14 protein-coding genes are annotated in these 15,679 nt (G+C 68.7%); 3 read left to right on the forward strand and 11 right to left on the reverse strand.

Annotation, left to right across the window (positions count from 1 at the left end; genetic code table 11):
* The first annotated feature begins 147 nt into the window (after window positions 1-147).
* The 3 genes from AB0B61_RS01025 (at window position 148) to AB0B61_RS01035 (ending at window position 1,935) form a co-directional block, all read left to right on the forward strand.
* Window positions 148-726 carry an RNA polymerase sigma factor gene (locus tag AB0B61_RS01025; protein ID WP_358425982.1) on the forward strand — a complete coding sequence of 193 codons (579 nt, stop codon included), beginning with the start codon at window positions 148-150 and terminating at the stop codon, window positions 724-726.
* Window positions 723-1,598, forward strand: a complete 876-nt coding sequence (locus AB0B61_RS01030; protein ID WP_358425985.1) for a hypothetical protein — start codon at window positions 723-725, stop codon at window positions 1,596-1,598. Before AB0B61_RS01025 ends, AB0B61_RS01030 begins: the two co-directional genes overlap by 4 nt.
* A gap of 139 nt (window positions 1,599-1,737) precedes the next feature.
* Window positions 1,738-1,935, forward strand: a complete 198-nt coding sequence (locus AB0B61_RS01035; protein WP_358425988.1) for a hypothetical protein — start codon at window positions 1,738-1,740, stop codon at window positions 1,933-1,935.
* Here AB0B61_RS01035 and AB0B61_RS01040 read toward each other — a convergent pair.
* From AB0B61_RS01040 to AB0B61_RS01090, 11 genes are all read right to left on the reverse strand, one after another.
* On the reverse strand, window positions 1,911-2,255 hold the full coding sequence (locus AB0B61_RS01040; RefSeq protein WP_358425991.1) for a hypothetical protein: 345 nt from the start codon (window positions 2,253-2,255) through the stop codon (window positions 1,911-1,913). The genes AB0B61_RS01035 and AB0B61_RS01040 overlap by 25 nt on opposite strands.
* Before the next feature lie 224 nt (window positions 2,256-2,479).
* Window positions 2,480-3,712: an ImmA/IrrE family metallo-endopeptidase gene (locus tag AB0B61_RS01045; protein ID WP_358425994.1), complete on the reverse strand. Its 1,233-nt coding sequence runs from the start codon at window positions 3,710-3,712 to the stop codon at window positions 2,480-2,482.
* A gap of 464 nt (window positions 3,713-4,176) precedes the next feature.
* Complete coding sequence (locus AB0B61_RS01050) at window positions 4,177-5,400, reverse strand: acyl-CoA dehydrogenase family protein (RefSeq protein ID WP_358425997.1); 1,224 nt, start codon at window positions 5,398-5,400, stop codon at window positions 4,177-4,179.
* A gap of 35 nt (window positions 5,401-5,435) precedes the next feature.
* Complete coding sequence (locus tag AB0B61_RS01055; RefSeq protein ID WP_358426000.1) at window positions 5,436-7,595, reverse strand: ATP-dependent RecD-like DNA helicase; 2,160 nt, start codon at window positions 7,593-7,595, stop codon at window positions 5,436-5,438.
* Window positions 7,596-7,685: 90 nt separating this feature from the next.
* Window positions 7,686-9,449 (reverse strand): ABC transporter substrate-binding protein, encoded by a 1,764-nt coding sequence (locus AB0B61_RS01060; protein ID WP_358426002.1) that lies wholly within the window; start codon window positions 9,447-9,449, stop codon window positions 7,686-7,688.
* Between the two features lie 19 nt (window positions 9,450-9,468).
* The gene (locus AB0B61_RS01065) at window positions 9,469-9,732 is read right to left on the reverse strand and encodes a DUF2160 family membrane protein (protein WP_358316370.1); all 264 of its coding nucleotides are present in this window, start codon (window positions 9,730-9,732) and stop codon (window positions 9,469-9,471) included.
* An 11-nt stretch (window positions 9,733-9,743) separates the two neighbouring features.
* Entirely contained in the window at window positions 9,744-10,496 is a 753-nt protein-coding gene (locus tag AB0B61_RS01070; protein WP_357647321.1) for a carbohydrate ABC transporter permease, read from the reverse strand.
* 95 nt (window positions 10,497-10,591) lie between these two features.
* On the reverse strand, window positions 10,592-11,551 hold the full coding sequence (locus tag AB0B61_RS01075) for a sugar ABC transporter permease (RefSeq protein WP_357941954.1): 960 nt from the start codon (window positions 11,549-11,551) through the stop codon (window positions 10,592-10,594).
* The gene (locus AB0B61_RS01080) at window positions 11,548-12,702 is read right to left on the reverse strand and encodes an ABC transporter ATP-binding protein (protein ID WP_358426005.1); all 1,155 of its coding nucleotides are present in this window, start codon (window positions 12,700-12,702) and stop codon (window positions 11,548-11,550) included. The genes AB0B61_RS01075 and AB0B61_RS01080 overlap by 4 nt, the downstream gene beginning before the upstream one ends.
* Window positions 12,695-13,786: an ABC transporter ATP-binding protein gene (locus tag AB0B61_RS01085; protein WP_358426008.1), complete on the reverse strand. Its 1,092-nt coding sequence runs from the start codon at window positions 13,784-13,786 to the stop codon at window positions 12,695-12,697. Before AB0B61_RS01085 ends, AB0B61_RS01080 begins: the two co-directional genes overlap by 8 nt.
* 216 nt (window positions 13,787-14,002) lie before the next feature.
* A complete protein-coding gene (locus tag AB0B61_RS01090; protein ID WP_358426011.1) occupies window positions 14,003-15,514 on the reverse strand; it encodes an N-acetylmuramoyl-L-alanine amidase in 1,512 nt (503 codons plus the stop codon).
* Between the last annotated feature and the right edge of the window lie 165 nt (window positions 15,515-15,679).

The raw sequence follows: 15,679 nt of genomic DNA on the forward strand, positions 1-15,679 counted from the left end.
GACGACGCTCAGGTACGTTCAGCGGCAACGCATGGGCAAATATCCGGATACGGCAGGGTGTTACCGGGTCTCCGGTGAAAACTGAGCCTTTCGAGAAAATGGGCTTTCTTGTGAAACAGAGCCGTTAAGCCGGACATCTGCTGAGGTGTGTCCAAACAACGGAGAGAAGGCGACATCGGGCCCCCGGCGCCGGAGCAACGCTTCGAGCAGCTCTACCTGGCGCACTATCCCGCCATCGCCGCCTATGTGGCGCGACGTACCCAGTCCACGGACGACATCGCCGACGTGATCGCCGAGACGTTCACGACCGCCTGGCGCCGGCTGGACGACATTCCCGCGGGGGATGAGGCCCGGCTGTGGCTGTACGCCGTCGCCCGGCGGGTCCTCGCCAACCACTTCCGCGCCGAGGAGCGCCGATCGGCGCTGGCCGCGCGGTTGCGCGAGGAGCTGTCCACCTGGTCCAGGCCGGTGGCCGACCGGTACGGCGAGGCCACCCGCCAGGTGTTCATGCGCCTGTCGCCCGACGACCGGGAACTGCTCGCCCTGGTCGGCTGGGAAGGGCTGAGCAGCGCCGAGATCGCCAAGGTGCTCGGCTGCTCGCGCGGCGCCGCGCGGCTGCGCCTGCACCGCGCCCGCCAGCGGCTGGCCAAGGAACTGGCGGCCGCCGACCTCGACCTGACCACCTACGGCCTGCGCGCCGTCGCACTCGCGGAGGGAAAATCATGAAGAACAGCGTGGACCGCGTGGTCGCCCACCTGTCCCCCGGCGCCGGGCCCGGCATGACCGAGGCGGCCCACGAGCTCATGCGCGACATCATGGCCGCCGAGCCCGCCACAGCCGGGGCCGTCGCACCGGCAGGGCGGCGCGCGCGCCGGCCGCTGGTCCTGCGCGCCGCGGTGCCGGGCGTGGCCCTGCTGGCGGCCGCGTTCCTCGCTCTGAGCTGGCTCTTGCCCACCGGGCTCGGCCTCGGGCCCGGGACGGCCGCGGCGCTGGACATCAAAAAGGAGGACGGCTACTACGTCATCGAGATCAAGGACCTGTACGCCGACGCCGGCACGTACGAGGCGCAGCTCCGTGACGCCGGGCTGAAGGTGACCCTCAGGGTCATCCCCTCGACGCCGTCGTGGGTGGGCTCCATCTTCCCCACCTCGCCCACCGACGGCCGGTACCTCGACGAGATCAAGACCATCGATCAGCCGGGGACCTGCGACAAGATGGGTGGCTGCCCCATCGGGGTGAAGATCCCGGAGAACTTCCAGGGGCCCGCCGAAATCACGCTCGGGCGCGAGGCCCGGCCCGGCGAGCGGTTCGAGGACGGCACCACGATCGACGGCCTGGGCGAGCCGTTGCACTGCCTGCCCTACATCGGACGGACCGTGGCCGAGGTGCGCGGCATGCTGCAGGAGCGCGGCGTGACCATCCAGAGCTTCGAGGACATGGACCCGATAACCGGCGGAACGAAGCAGTCGGTGCCGGACTCGTGGCTGGTGGAGAACGGCTCCATGACAGAGCCGGGCAAGGCGACCCTGAACGTGTACGAGGGGTCCGAGCCGCAGGAGCCAGGAGGCAGCCGGGGCGAGAACTGCCCGACCTCCTAGGCCCGCGAGCCGCCGCCCGAACCGGGGGTACGAGGGCTGCCGCCCGCACGGGCGCCGGGCAGCAGCCCTCTCCCCATCGCCCGAGGCGATCCGGCGGGGGCAGGTCTTCGAGTTGGCGGACAAGGTGGGGCGTCGCCCGGTGGGCAGCATCCGAGGTCCCAAGAAGGGTGAGGGGCATCGTGTCCGGTTCCAGCGGCACGGCGAGGTGCGCACCTATCCCGAGGTCTTCCCGGCGAGAGCGGGGGCCGAGCGTGCGCTGTCGCGGATGATCGACGCCGGGCAGGCCGAATGCACGCACGATCACACCGGCGATCAGGATGTCTGGAGCCATTGCTGATGAGTATCGAGTAGGCCGGTCTTCTCCAGGGGCAGGAGCCCGTCGCCGTACTGGCGGAGTCGCGTGTATGCCTGGCGGAGGTCAGTGAGCGTGGGGAAGTGGCCGAGCTGGATGGCGAGGCTGAGGACGTCTTCGATGCCGAGGACGGGGATGCACCAGCGGGCTGCGAGTCGCTGTCCTTCCTGGTCGTCGATGGCAGCGATGACCTCATGGCCCTGCTCGGCCAGGTGGACGCTGTGGGCGACCACGACGACCTCGCCCAGATCGCGGCGGGCGCGGATGGCCTGTTCGAGTTCGAGCCCGCGGATCTCCTCGATCACCTCGACGACACGAGGTGGCGCGGTTGCCACTTCGAGCTCGGGGAGTACGCGGATGCGATCGCTTGCTTCCAGCCTTGCCCAGCGTTGTCGCAGGCCCGGGTATTTCCGGTCCTTTCCGGCGATCTCACGGCAGACTTCCTAGGGGACCAGGAGGATGAGCCCGGCCCGGGTGAGCACGTCGATCAGGATCGGGTGCAGGTTGGCGCCGGTGAAGTGGACGCAGATCACCGCGTCGAGGATGCAGATATCGTCGTCGGGATCGGACACGCGGGTAAAGCTTCCTCGCTGGTGCGGGCACGGGTGAGGAGCCGTCCGAGATCGGCGTGGCGAATATTGGCGGGGCATGGGCTGATGCCGGCGTCGGCGAGGCCGATTTCAAGATCCTCAGGGTCGCGGCCTTCGAGTCTGGCCAGTGCCCGGATGCCGAGCCGGTCTGCACGGTAGGCGATGGTGGCGCGTTCGAGGACCCGGCGGGGTGGACGCTGGGTGCGGGCGGCTTCCTGTTCGCATTCGTACTGCCAGCCCCATCCGTAGCGGCGCGCGAGCTGCGCCCCGGTCGGTCCTCGCAGCGTGTCCACCTGGGTTGCAGTCAGCAGGCCCAGGTGTTGCAGCTGGATGAGAATCACCATGAGGCTGACGCCAAAGTGGCGGGCGAGCAGAGCGCAGGCCCGTTCGTCGAGCGGGCCGTGGGCGGGACCGAGCCAGGCGCGGATCCCGTCCTGCGGAGCCAGCAGATGCCGGGCGAAGGCATCGCAACGGATTTCGGCGGGGGTACGGCAGGCGCTGACCGCATCACTGTGAGCGCCGTCCCCGAAGAGTAGGTGGCCGAGTTCGTGGGCGAAGGTGAAGCGCTGCCGTTCGGCGACGGCCCGGGAGCCGACGGTGATGAGGACGACGCCGCGGACGGGATCGGTGATGGTGAACCCGTCGATTCCAGCGGGGAAGTCGAGCACTGCGGTGTCGGCGCTGGTCAGCCGTTCTGCCAGCTCCCCCGGGTCGGCCAGCGGGGCACCGCCGAGGTCGAGGAGGGAGCGGACCGTGCGAGCAAGCCCCTGCCCCTGCGCATCGGGTGGAAGGCCGGGATCCGGCAGTCCTGGTGCTGTTGTGACGGGGGCGCGGTGCGGTGCGGCCAACTGGTCCAGCCGGTCGTCGAGGACCAGGATGTCGACGGCCTGCCTTACCGCGGCTGCGGTTGCCTCCGGCTCAGCTTGGCCGATGCGTGCGGCGATGCGGATGCGCTCGCGAACCGGGTTGCCGCGCGTGAGATCAGTCAGGGGAATGCCGAGGGTAGTGGCGATGCGGTCAAGCTCGGCGACGGTCAGCTGAGTGCGGGTGCCCAGCTCGATCCGGGCCAGGGTGGGCTGCGACAGCTCGGCCAGCCGGGCCAGGTCCCGCTGGTTGAGTCCGGCCCGCTCCCGTTCGGTGCGGACGCGCTCGCCGATGGCGCGGATGTCCATGGCCGCCTCCCTTCTTGAATCAAGAATACTAGCTTGATTCAAGAAGGGAAGAGAGCAGCCAGCCCTGATCAAAGGATCCGACGATCGCTCGTCGAGAGCGGTCACGAGTAGCGCTGATGCGCCAGTAGCGGCGGAAGCCGTGGTGATGCCGCCGCTCTTGTGTTTCCGGCGCTGTTGAGGTGCAGGAATGAGGCTATTGGTCGGGCTGTTCGTCGGTCGTGCGCCCAGCAGAACGGAGGTCGGGTCGGCCGCCCGCCCATCCGCGCCGCCTGCTCGGCTGGCAGTCGGGCGGGTCGGGCCCGCTCGTCACCTTGGCTGGCCCGCCTCCTTGGGCGACCCCGCCGTACTTCGGCGGAGGCTTGGCCGGAGAAGGGGGAAGTGTCGTCGCCGAACACTCGCTGTGTCGCCCGGCGGAAGGCGGGCGACCCTCATCGCCCCAAGAGCCCTCAGCCCCTGACGGCGGGTCACAGGGGGAGGCCGCCGGTGGCCGCGGCGGTGGAGCCTGAGTCGCGGTAGGCGGCGATGGTCCGTTCGGCGATGCGCATCTGGTGGATCTCGTCGGCCCCGTCGGCGAACCTGGCCCAGCGGGCGTGCTGGAACATACTGGCCAGCGGAGTGTCGGTGGAGTAGCCGAGCGCGCCGTGCACCTGGATCGCCCGGTCGATGATGCGGTTGAGGCTGTTGGCCACGAAGTGCTTGGCCATCGACACCTCCGTACGGAAGTCCTCGCCCTTGTCGATCTTGTACGCGGCGTGCAGCACCATCAGCTTGCACTGGTAGAGCTCCATGGCCGAGTCGGCGATGAGCCACTGCACCCCCTGCTTGTCGGCGAGCACGGAGCCGTGGCTGTATCTGCTGAGTGCGCGGTCGACCATCATGTCGAGCGCCGTCTCCGCCTGCGAGATCCAGCGCATGCAGTGGGCCAGCCGCGCCGGGCCCAGGCGGTATTGGCCGAGCCGATGGCCGTTGCCCCGTCCGCCGAGCACCTGGTCGTCGGGCACCCGCAGGTCGGTGATGACGATCTCGCTGTGGCCCGTCGAGCCGTGCATGGTCTCGACCTCGCGGATGTCGTTCCAGCCCGGCGAGGGCAGGTCGACGAGGAAGGCCGTGTTGGCGCCCCGCGCCCCTTCGGGCAGGTCGAGCTCGGTCCTGGCGATGAGGATGGCGAAGCCCGCCCGCCGGGCGTTGGAGATGAACCACTTGTGGCCGTTGATCACCCACTCGTCGCCGTCCTTGACCGCCCGCGTGCGGATGAGCGTGGGGTCGGAGCCGGCGACCTCCGGCTCGGTCATCGCGAAGCACGACATCTTGCTCCCCTCAAGCAGGGGGCGCAGGTATTTCTCCTTCTGCGCGTCGCTCGCCCAGTGCAGCAGCGTGTGCATGTTGCCCTCGTCGGGCGCCATGCAGTTGAGCACCCACGGCCCGAGCCGGGTCTTGGCCGCCTCCGACTGCACCATGGCCAGCTCGACGTGGCCGAGCCCCATGCCGCCCCACTCCTTCGGCATGTGCGGCAGCCACAGCCCTTCGGCCTTGGCCTTCTCGCGCAGCCGGAAGATCGTCCGGAGATAGGCGTCGCGGTCGCTCTCCGGCACCTCCTCGACGGCCGGGATGACCGTGCCCTGGATGAAGGCCCGGACCCGGTCGCGGATCTTCTCGTGCTCGGGGGCGAGAGTGAAGTCGATGGCCATGGTGCTCCTTCGGGGATGTCAGGCCAGCAAAAAGGTCAGGCCAGCAGATGCGCCAGACGCCGGGTGAGGCCGGTGTTGCGGCGGTCGCCGAGCCGGGCGACCGCCAGCTCCAGGGCCTTGCGCTCGCCGACCAGCACCACCCACGACCGGGCCCGCGTGACCAGGGTGTAGAGGAGGCGGCGGCGCAGCATGATGCCGCCGGACTCTGCGACGAGGGGCGCGACCACGAACGGGTATTCGCTGCCCTGCGAGCGGTGCACGCTGATCGCGTAGGCGTGGGTCAGGTCGTCGAGCTCGTCGAAGCCGTAGGTCACCGTCTCGCCGTCGTCGATCGCGATCTCCACGAGCCGCTGCTCCTGGACGATGCCGATGATCGTGCCCGTCTCGCCGTTGAAGACGCCCTTGTCGTAGTTGTTGCGGATCGGCATGACCCGGTCACCGACCCGGAAGGCCGAGGCGCCCGACCAGTGCTCGGCCCGGCCTTCCTGGGCGGGATTGAGCCGCTCCTGGAGCCGGCGGCCGAGCTCGGCGGTGCCCGCCACGCCCTTGCGCATCGGGCACAACACCTGCACCTGGCCCGGCTCGACGCCCTGCTTGCGGGGGATCGCCACGGTCGCCAGGTGCACGACCCGCTCGGCGACGGCCTCGGGGTCGTCGAGCTCCTCGAACCAGAAGCCGCCGCCACCCGGGATCCCGGGCAGCTGCCCGGCCCGGATGCGGTGGGCGTTGTGGATGATGCCGCTGCCGTCGGCCTGGCGGAAGACATGCGTGAGCCGTACGCGCGGGATCTCCTCGACCCGCAGCAGGTCGGCCAGTACGCTGCCGGGCCCGATGCTGGGCAGCTGGTCGCTGTCGCCGACGAGCAGCAGGTGGCTGCCCGACGGGATGGCCGAGGTGAGCCGGGTGGCCAGGTGCAGGTCCAGCATGGACGCCTCGTCGACCACGATCAGGTCGGCCTGCGCGGGCGTCTGGTCGAACAGCGCGTCGGGGTCGGGCTCGTAGGCCAGCATCCGGTGGACGGTCATGGCCGGCAGCCCGGTGAGCTCCGACAGGCGCTTGGCCGCCTTCCCGGTGGGCGCGGCGAGTGTCACCCGGCCGCCCATCGCCCGTGCGGTGGCCGCGATGACCCGCACCGTGTGGCTCTTGCCGCAGCCAGGACCGCCGGTGAGGACCGAGACGGTGCTGGTCAGCGCCATGGTCACGGCCGCTCGCTGGTCGTCGTGCAGCTCCGGGTCCTCACGGAAGTCGCGCATGGGCAGCGTCGAGCGGGCCTGCCAGAGCCTGCCCAGGTGCTCGGCCAGCTTGAGCTCGCGGCTGTGCAGCTCCTTGCCGTAGACCACGATCTGGTCGGGCGCCGCCTCGACGACCACTCGCCGCTCGGCGGTGAGGGCGTCGATCATCGGCCGCACCACGTCCTGATCCTGCTCGACGAGCTCGGCGGTCTGGGTGAGCAGGGCGGTGAGCGACAGGTAGCAGTGGCCGCCCCTGGCGGCGGCCGTCTCCAGCCGGTCGAGCAGCGCCGCCTTGATCCGTTGCGGGCTGTGCTCGGGAACCCCCGACTGGAGGGCGATCTTGTCGGCCGTGCCGAACGCGATGCCGCGCACCCGGCCGATGAGCTGGTAGGGGTCGGAGGTGACGAGCTCGGCCGAGTCGCGGCCGAAGACCTGGAAGATCTTGGCCGCGAGCAGCGGGCTGACCCCGAAGCCCTGAAGGACCACCATCAGCGCGGCGATCTCCTTCTGCTCCCGCCACGCCTCCAGGATCTGGCCCTGCCGCGCCGGGCCGATGTTGATGACCTCCCTGAGCCGCTCGGGCTCGGTGTCGATGACGGTCAGCGTCGCCTCGCCGAAGTGGCCGACGATGGCCTGGGCGAGCCGCGGGCCGATGCCGCGGATCAGGCCGGAGCCCAGGTAGAGCTGGATGGCCCGGGTGGTGGACGGCACGATCCGCTCGCACGCCGTCACCGTGAAGCGCCTGCCGTGGCGGGGGTGCTCGCCCCACTCGCCGGTGAGGGCGAGCGTCTCGCCCGGCTGTACGCCGGCCAGCGCGCGGCCCGCCGCGACGAAGCTGAGCCCGCCGTCGGCGCTCGTCCGGGTATCGGTCTGGCGAGTGTCGGCCGTTCGGGCATCGGTCATCCGGGCAACCGTGTATTCGTCCTCACGGACGTACACGAGCTGCTCGACGGAGGCCTCCACGGCACCGATCCAATCATTCGCGCTTACTGGCCGCGTAGGCACACTAAGGAAGGGGACCGACAGATTACCCGCCGGTCCCGCCGCGACTGATCAGCCTCCGGACTTCCACTGGGCGATGAGCTTGTCGTAGTCCAGCGTCGCCGGCTTGCCGCGCTCGTCGGCCAGCTTCGGTGCGGGGGCGCCGGGCTGGTCCAGCCAGTATTGGGCGTCGCGTTCCGGGTTCAGCTTGGGCGCGCAGTTGCCGCCGCGGCGCTCCAGCCGCGACATGATGTCGTCCTGCTGCTTGGCCAGATTGTCCATCGACTGCTGGGCGGTGGTCTCACCGGTGACGGCGGTGGCGACGTTCTGCCACCAGAGCTGGGCGAGCTTCGGATAGTCGGGCACGTTGGTCCCGGTCGGCGTCCACTGCTTGCGGGCGGGGGAGTTGTAGAACTCGATCAGGCCGCCGTACTTCGCGGAGTTGTCCTTGAAGTAGTCGCTCTTGATGTCGGAGTCGCGGATGAAGGTCAGGCCGGTGATCGACTTCTTCAGCGAGACCGTCTTCGAGGTGACGAACTGGGCGTACAGCCAGGCCGCCGCCCTGCGCTCCTTGGGCGTGTTCTTGAGCAGGGTCCAGGAGCCGGCGTCCTGGTAGCCCAGCTTGTTGCCTTCCTTCCAATAGACGCCATGCGGGCTGGGCGCGATACGCCACTTCGGCGTCCCGTCGGCGTTGACCACCGGGAGACCCGGCTTGGTCATGTCGGCGGTGAACGTGGTGTACCAGAAGACCTGCTGGGCGATGTTGCCCTGCGCCGGCACCGGTCCGGCCTCGCTGAAGTTCATGCCGGCCGCCTCCTTCGGCGCGTACTTCTTCAGCCAGTCGACGTACTTGGTCAGCGCGTACACCGAGGCGGGCCCGTTGGTGTCGCCGCCGCGGGTCATCGAGGAGCCGACCGGGCGGCAGTTCTCCACCCTGATGCCCCACTCGTCCACCGGCAGGCCGTTCGGGATGCCCGGGTCGCCGTTGCCGGCCATGGACAGCCACGCGTCCGTGAAGCGCCAGCCGAGCGAGGGGTCCTTGCGGCCGTAGTCCATGTGGCCGTAGACCTTCTTGCCGTCGATGGTCCCGTTGCCGTTGACCTTGTTGGTGAAGAAGTCGGCGATGTCCTCGTAGGCCGCCCAGTTGACGGGCACGCCCAGGTCGTAGCCGTAGGCTTCCTTGAATTGCTTCTTGTACGTGGGATTGGTGAACCAGTCGTAGCGGAACCAGTAGAGGTTGGCGAACTGCTGGTCGGGGAGCTGGTACAGCTTCTTGTCCGGCCCGGTGGTGAAGCTGGTGCCGATGAAGTCGTTCAGGTCGAGGGTGGGCGAGGTGATCGCCTTGCCCTCGCCCGCCATGTAGTCGGAGAGCGGGAAGACGTAGTTGCCCCGGGAGTGAGTGCCGATGAGGTCGGAGTCGTTGACGTAGGCGTCGTAGATGTTCTGGTTGCCCTGGATCTGCGTCTGCAGCTTCTCGATCACGTCACCTTCCTGGATCAGGTCGTGCTTGACCTTGATCCCGGTGATGTCGGTGAACGCCTTGGCGAGCTTCTGCGACTCGTACTCGTGGGTGGTGATCGTCTCGGAGACGACGTTGATCTCCATGCCGCGGTACGGCGCGGCGGCCTTGGTGAACCAGTCCATCTCCGCGAGCTGCTGATCCTTGGACAGGGTGCTCGGCGTGAACTCGCTCGACACCCACTTCTGCGCCGCCGCCTTCCCCTGGGCTTCGGTGAAGTCGCTCTTGGGCTGCTGTTCGCCCGCTGAGCACCCGGCCCCCAGTAGGACGAGCACGGCCAGGCCAACGGCCGTGGTCCTGCCTCTTGGACGTCTCATCGCCTCATGCCTCCTTCGGTCAGCCCCAAATCCCGATCACGATGGTCACCAGGAGCGCGCACGCCAGAGCCAGCCACATGGACAGGTCGGTGACGGCGATCCAGCCGGCGAGTACGACGGCCGCGCTGATCAGGCCGATGTACAAGCGGTCGCCACGGTCGGTCTCGATGCGCAGGAAGCCGCGCCGGGCCACCGGGGGCGAGAAGTGGCCCCAGATCGCCATGCCGCACAGCAGCAGCGCCAGGCCGATGAAGACCAGGGCCGTGGGGAGGGTCCACACCATCCACTGCATCGTCAGACCCTTCCAAGAGCGAAGCCCTTAGCCACGTAGTTGCGCACGAACCAGATGACGATGGCTCCGGGGATGATGGTCAGCACGCCCGCCGTGGCCAGGAGGCCCCAGTCCACTCCGGCCGCGCTCACCGTCCGCGTCATCGTGGCGGCGATCGGCTTGGCGTTGACCGAGGTGATGGTCCTGGCGATGAGCAGTTCGACCCAGCTGAACATGAAGCAGAAGAAGGCGGTGACGCCCACCGCGGAGCGGATCATCGGCAGGAAGATGCGCAGGAAGAACCGCGGCAGGGAATAGCCGTCGATCGCCGCCGTCTCGTCTATCTCGCGCGGTATCCCGGACATGAATCCTTCGAGGATCCAGACGGCGAGCGGGACGTTGAACAGCATGTGCGCGATGGCCACGCCCAGGTGCGTATCGAACAACCCCACGCTCTGATAAATCTGGAAAAAGGGCAGCAGGAACACGGCCGGTGGCGCCATGCGATTCGTCAGCAACCAGAAGAACAGGTGCTTGTCCCCGGCGAACCTGAACCGGGAGAAGGCATAGGCGGCCGGCAGCGCCACGATGAGCGACATCACCGCGTTCAGCGACGTGTAGATGATGGAGTTCAGATAGCTCGAATACCAGACCGGGTCGGTGAAGAAGGTCCGGTAATTGTCGAGCGTGGTCCGCTGCGGAATGAGCGAGAAGCTGCCGAGGATGTCCTCATTCGGGCGGATGGACATGCCGAACATCCACAGCAGCGGCAGCATCAGGGTGGCGGCGTACAGCCAGAACACCGCCCGCGCCCAGGGCAGCTGCCGCCCGGCCCGCCGCGCCACGGCCACCTGCTCCTCAGCCATCGCGGTCACCTCCCTGACCTGGTCAGCACGGTGAAGAAGACGTACGAGACGATCTGCACGACGAGGAAGTACAGCAGCGAGAAGGCGCCCGCCGGCCCCAGGTCGAACTGCCCGACGGCGACCTTCGACAGCAGGATGCTCAGGAACGAGGTGGCGTTGCCCGGCCCGCCACCCGTCACCACGAACGGCTCGGTGTAGATCATGAAACTGTCCATGAACCGGAGCAGGATCGCGATCGTCAGCACCCCGCGCAGGCGCGGCAGCTGGATGTGGCGGAAGGTCGCCCAGGCCGAGGCGCCGTCGATCTGCGCGGCCTGGAAGTAGGGGTCGGGGATCGACCGCAGGCCCGCGTAGGCCAGCAGCGCCACCAGCGGGGTCCAGTGCCAGACGTCCATGATGAGGACCGTGATCCAGGCGTCGGTGGAGTCCAGCGTGTAGTTGAAGTCGATGCCCAGGACGTTGTTGATCGTCCAGCCGCCCAGCCCGATGTCGGCGCGGGCGAAGATCTGCCAGATGGTGCCCACCACGTTCCACGGGATGAGCAGCGGCAGCGCGACGATGACCAGGGCCACCGACACCCAGACCCCGCGGCGCGGCATCGCCACCGCGAGCGCCACCCCGAGCGGGATCTCCAGCAGCAGCACCTGGGCCGAGAACAGCAGCGTCCGGACGAACGCGGCGCGGATCTCGGGGTCGCGGGCGACGGACCTGAACCACTCCAGCCCCACGAAGATCCGGTCGTCGGGGCTGAAGATGTCCTGGACGGAGAAGTTGACGACCGTCATCAGCGGGATCACGGCGGTGAAGGCCACCGACACGACGACCGGCAGCACGAGGAGCCAGGCGCGGTTGTTCTTCGGCTTGAGGCTCACCCGGGTGTCGGGGGTGCCGTCCTGCGGGGCGGCGCCGGTGACGATCTCGCCGCCCACCTGGCTGCCCGCGACGGTGACGCTCTGCTCGGTCACGATGCGCCCTCTCCGTCGAGTTCGTCGAGCCCGTCGAGCGGTGCGCCCTTTCCATCGAGCCCGTCGAGTGGTGCGATGGACCCGCACCTGACCGAGTCCCTGAACAGGAACGCGCGATCCGGTGCGAAGCGCAGGAACTCCACGGTGTCCGGAGCGAACCGGGCGTCCGCCTCCGTCTTGGCGATCATCGGATGGCCGCCGGCCTCCACGTGCACGAGGTTGTAGGCGCCCATCCGGTCCACCCCCGTCACCCGTACGGGCAGTCCGGGCGAGGCTCCCTCACCGCCGAGCCGGGCGAACTCCGGCCGTACCCCGATGCGCACCGGCCCCGGCGCCAGCTCGCCCTCTTGGTCGCTGACCGCCTGCCCGACGTCCGTCTCCGCCACCCTGACCACTCCGTCGGCGATCTCGGCGGGCACGACGTTCATACCGGGCGAGCCGATGAAGTGGCCGACGAACTCGTGCGCGGGCGACAGGAACAGCTCCGTCGGCTCACCCGCCTGCACGATCGCGCCCTCGTTGAGCACCACCACCTCGTCGGCGAAGGTCAGCGCCTCGGTCTGGTCGTGGGTGACGTAGATGAGCGTGTGGCCGGTGTCGCGGTGGATCTCCTTGAGCTTGCTGCGCAGCGTCCACTTGAGCGCGGGGTCCACGACGGTGAGCGGCTCGTCGAGGAGTACGGCGGCCACCTCGGAGCGGACCAGCCCCCGGCCCAGGCTGACGATCTGCTGCCGGCCCGGGTCCAGCCGCCGCGACCTGCGCTTGAGGTGGTCGTCCAGGCCGAGGAGCTGCGAGACCCGGCGTACCCGCTGGTCGATCTCCGCCTTGGGATACTTCCGGTTGCGCAGCGGGAAGGCCAGGTTGTCGTAGACCGACATCTCCTCGTACAGCACCGGGAACTGGAAGACCTGCGCGATGTTGCGGCCCGCCGTCGGCACCGCGGTCACCTCGCGGTCGTCGAAGAAGATCCGTCCCACAGTGGGGGAGAGCAGCCCCGAGATGATGTTCAGCAGCGTCGTCTTGCCGCACCCGCTCGGGCCGAGCAGCGCGTACGCCCGCGAGCTGCGCCAGGTCCATGTCATCGGCCGCAGCGCCCAGGTCCGGCCGCCGTCGTAGCTGTGTCCCACGCCTTCGAGCCGGATGTCAGCCATGCAGGTCGACCTCCGCGGCGGAGGTGGCGAGCAGGCGCCCGCCGGCCTCGTCGAAGACGAAGATGTGCGCCGGGTCCACGTAGGCCATGGCCCGCTCGCCGGGGGTGAAGAGCTGGGGGCCCGGCAGCTGGGCGACCAGGTGCCGCCCATCGACGAGCTGCAGGTGCAGGAAGGTCGAGCTGCCCGTCACCTCCGCGAGCCTGATCTCCGCCGGGAACTCCAGCACGCCGGCTCCACTCCGTTGGATCGTCACCTGGTGGGGGCGTACCGCGAGCACCACGTTCCGCCCCGAGGCGTGCGCGCCGGGGGAGGGGAACGAGCTGCCCAGGCACTCGATCCGGCCCTCGCGCACGACGCCGGGCAGCAGGTTGAGCGGCGGATCGCTGAGTGTGGCGGCGACGGCCAGCGTCGGCGGCTGGGCGTACATGTCCGCCACGTCGCCCACGTCCAGCACCCGGCCCTCGCCCAGGACCACCGTCGGCGAGGCGAAGGTCAGCGCCTCGGCCGGGTCGGCCGTCGAATAGAGGACCACGCCCGGCGAGTCGCGGAACATGTTCTTCAGATCGCTCCGCAACTGCTCGCGGAGCTTGAAGTCGAGGTTGGCCAGCGGCTCGTCGAGCAGCAGCACGTCGACCGGCCGGGCCAGCGCGCGGGCGATCGCGGTGCGCTGCTGCTGGCCGCCGGACAGCTCGGCGGGCCGGCGGTCGAGCAGGTCGCCGATGCCCATGATTTCGGCGACCTCGCGCACCCGCCGATCGATGTCTTTCTTGGGAAAGGAACGCGCCATGCGCAGCGGTGAGGCGATGTTCTCGTAGACCGAGAGCGAGGGATAATTGATGAATTGCTGATAGACGAAGGCGACCGAGCGTTTGCGCACGGAAATAGCCGTTACGTCTTTTCCGTTCACCACGACCCGCCCCGCGTCGGGTGGAAGCAGCCCTCCGACGACCCGCATCAGCGTCGTCTTCCCCGCGGCCATCGGCCCGACGAGCGTGGTCATTCCATGGGATAATTCCAGGTGGATGTCGTGCAGCCAGGTTTCCCCGCGCTGCCGTACGCGGACGCCGTCAAGAACCAGCGCCATGTGCACGAGCCTCCTTGCCGGAGTGCGATCGACTGCCGCGCCGCCCCGAAGCGTGGTCGGTCAAGACCCCTCCATCTAACATCCTTTGCCAGGACGTGCAAAGGGGGAAGTTTCCATCGGTCCACTTATTAGCGAATGGGCATATATTTATCGACGTTTATTTGGCCGCGGCGAACAAGTACGGCCCGCGCGATCGGGCACGGGCCGTACCAGATCTCAGACCTTGCTGATGCGGACGGCGTCCGCGATCACCAGGCCGGTGCCGGAGGTCCACCGGCTGACTCCCACGACGTTGGCGGTGCCCGCCGCGAGGGAGAAGGTGCCCAGGCTCTTCCAGCTGCCGCCGCCGGAGCGTTGGTCCACGTACACCGTCTGGTTGCCGCCGGAGGCGGCCACGATGTACGGCGCGGAGCTGTTGTAGCCGGGATCGTCCGGATACCAGACCTCCACGCGGTAGGTGCCCGCGCTGGGGATGGTCGCCTGATACCAGGCCGGGTCGCTGGCGGCCACGGGGTCGGCGAACCGGTAGTCGGCGCCGTAGCGCTGGGTGGAGTAGGTGGAGGTGCCCCAGTTCGCGCTGGCGGTGAACTGGCCGGAGGTGGTGTTGTCGACCGTGGCGGTCCATGTCGGGGTGCCGCCGCCACCGGTCACGTAGCTCATGTACGTGGTCCAGTTCCAGTACTGCCCTGGGTCGGTGTGGTCGGCGCCGGGCACCTCGGAGTGGCCGATGATGTGGCTGCGGTCCTTCGGGATGCCGTACTTGTCGCAGATGTACTTGGTCAGCGCGGCCGAGGATCGGTACATCGCGTCGGTGAACCACGAGGCCTCACTGACGTAGCCCTCGTGCTCGATGCCGATGGACCTGGTGTTGTACGTCCAGTTGCCGGCGTGCCAGGCGATGTCCTTGTCCCGGACCATCTGGGTGATCGCGCCGTTGGACGACTTGACCACGTAGTGGGCCGAGACCTGGGCGCTGGGGTTCTGGAACCAGGAGATCGTCCCGGCGTAGGAGCCCTGCGTCACGTGGATGACCACCCGGTCGATGGCGTAGCTCGACTCGCGGCTGGAGGCGGTGTAGTTGCTGGAGCTGGCGGCCGCCCAGGTGGCGTCCGGGTAGTCGGGGCTGGCCGCCTCGGCGGCGCCGAAGGCGCGCGTCTCGGCGTACTGGCCGCGGTCGGCCGTCACCTCCTGCGGCGCCACGCGTACGTCCTTGGCCTGGAGACCGAGGCCGAGCAGCTCGTAGACGGCGTCGGCGTAGAGGCGGGCGAGCTGGGGCGAGGCGGTGTTGCCGTACTTCGCCACGGCCTCGTACCAGCGGCCGGGGTCCTTCCTGGCGGCCTCGTCGAGGCCGAGCTCGTCGGCGTTGGCGCGCAGCAGCGCGGCGCCGCCGAGGATGTTGGCCGCGGTGTCGGCGCGCAGCTTCTTGACCGGCAACCCGGTGAGTCTGGAGGCCTTCTCCAGCGCCTTCGTGGTGGGGTTGCTGACCAGGTGCATCACACCGTAGCCGCCGCTGGCGCTGGGCTCGCCGTTGTGGCCGTCGAGGTGGGTCTCGGCGTAGGCGAGCGCGACGAGCAGGTCGCGCGGGACGTCCTGAGCCGCGGCGGCGCGGGCGAAGGCGTCGGAGAGCGGCGTGTCCTTGGCCGCGACGGCGGGCTGACCCGCGAAGACCAGGAGGGCGGCGAGGACCGAGGAGACGAGAGCCGCTAATCGCTTGGGGGAGAGTGACATGGGAGCTCCCTCGTTAAGGGTCGACGGCTGCACAGTAAGCCGGTTCCTGACAGATGTCGATAATTGACATTACTGACGAGTTAGAAGAAACTTTCCGCCCGTACTCGGACATGTGGGACGGAAAGTTGGGCCCCCTCGATTGGCTGAAGACTATTGCGCTCAGTT

The organism is Nonomuraea sp. NPDC049158 (assembly GCF_040648335.1).
Lineage (GTDB): Bacteria > Actinomycetota > Actinomycetes > Streptosporangiales > Streptosporangiaceae > Nonomuraea.

Coding starts and splice junctions, on each gene's coding strand:
- AB0B61_RS01030 (WP_358425985.1), top strand. CDS start 723: ATGAAGAACAGCGTGGACCGCGTGGTCGCCCACCTGTCCCCCGGCGCC.
- AB0B61_RS01045 (WP_358425994.1), bottom strand. CDS start 3,712: ATGGACATCCGCGCCATCGGCGAGCGCGTCCGCACCGAACGGGAGCGG.
- AB0B61_RS01050 (WP_358425997.1), bottom strand. CDS start 5,400: ATGGCCATCGACTTCACTCTCGCCCCCGAGCACGAGAAGATCCGCGAC.
- AB0B61_RS01060 (WP_358426002.1), bottom strand. CDS start 9,449: ATGAGACGTCCAAGAGGCAGGACCACGGCCGTTGGCCTGGCCGTGCTC.
- AB0B61_RS01065 (WP_358316370.1), bottom strand. CDS start 9,732: ATGGTGTGGACCCTCCCCACGGCCCTGGTCTTCATCGGCCTGGCGCTG.
- AB0B61_RS01070 (WP_357647321.1), bottom strand. CDS start 10,496: ATGCTGCCGCTGCTGTGGATGTTCGGCATGTCCATCCGCCCGAATGAG.
- AB0B61_RS01080 (WP_358426005.1), bottom strand. CDS start 12,702: ATGGCTGACATCCGGCTCGAAGGCGTGGGACACAGCTACGACGGCGGC.
- AB0B61_RS01085 (WP_358426008.1), bottom strand. CDS start 13,786: ATGGCGCTGGTTCTTGACGGCGTCCGCGTACGGCAGCGCGGGGAAACC.
- AB0B61_RS01090 (WP_358426011.1), bottom strand. CDS start 15,514: ATGTCACTCTCCCCCAAGCGATTAGCGGCTCTCGTCTCCTCGGTCCTC.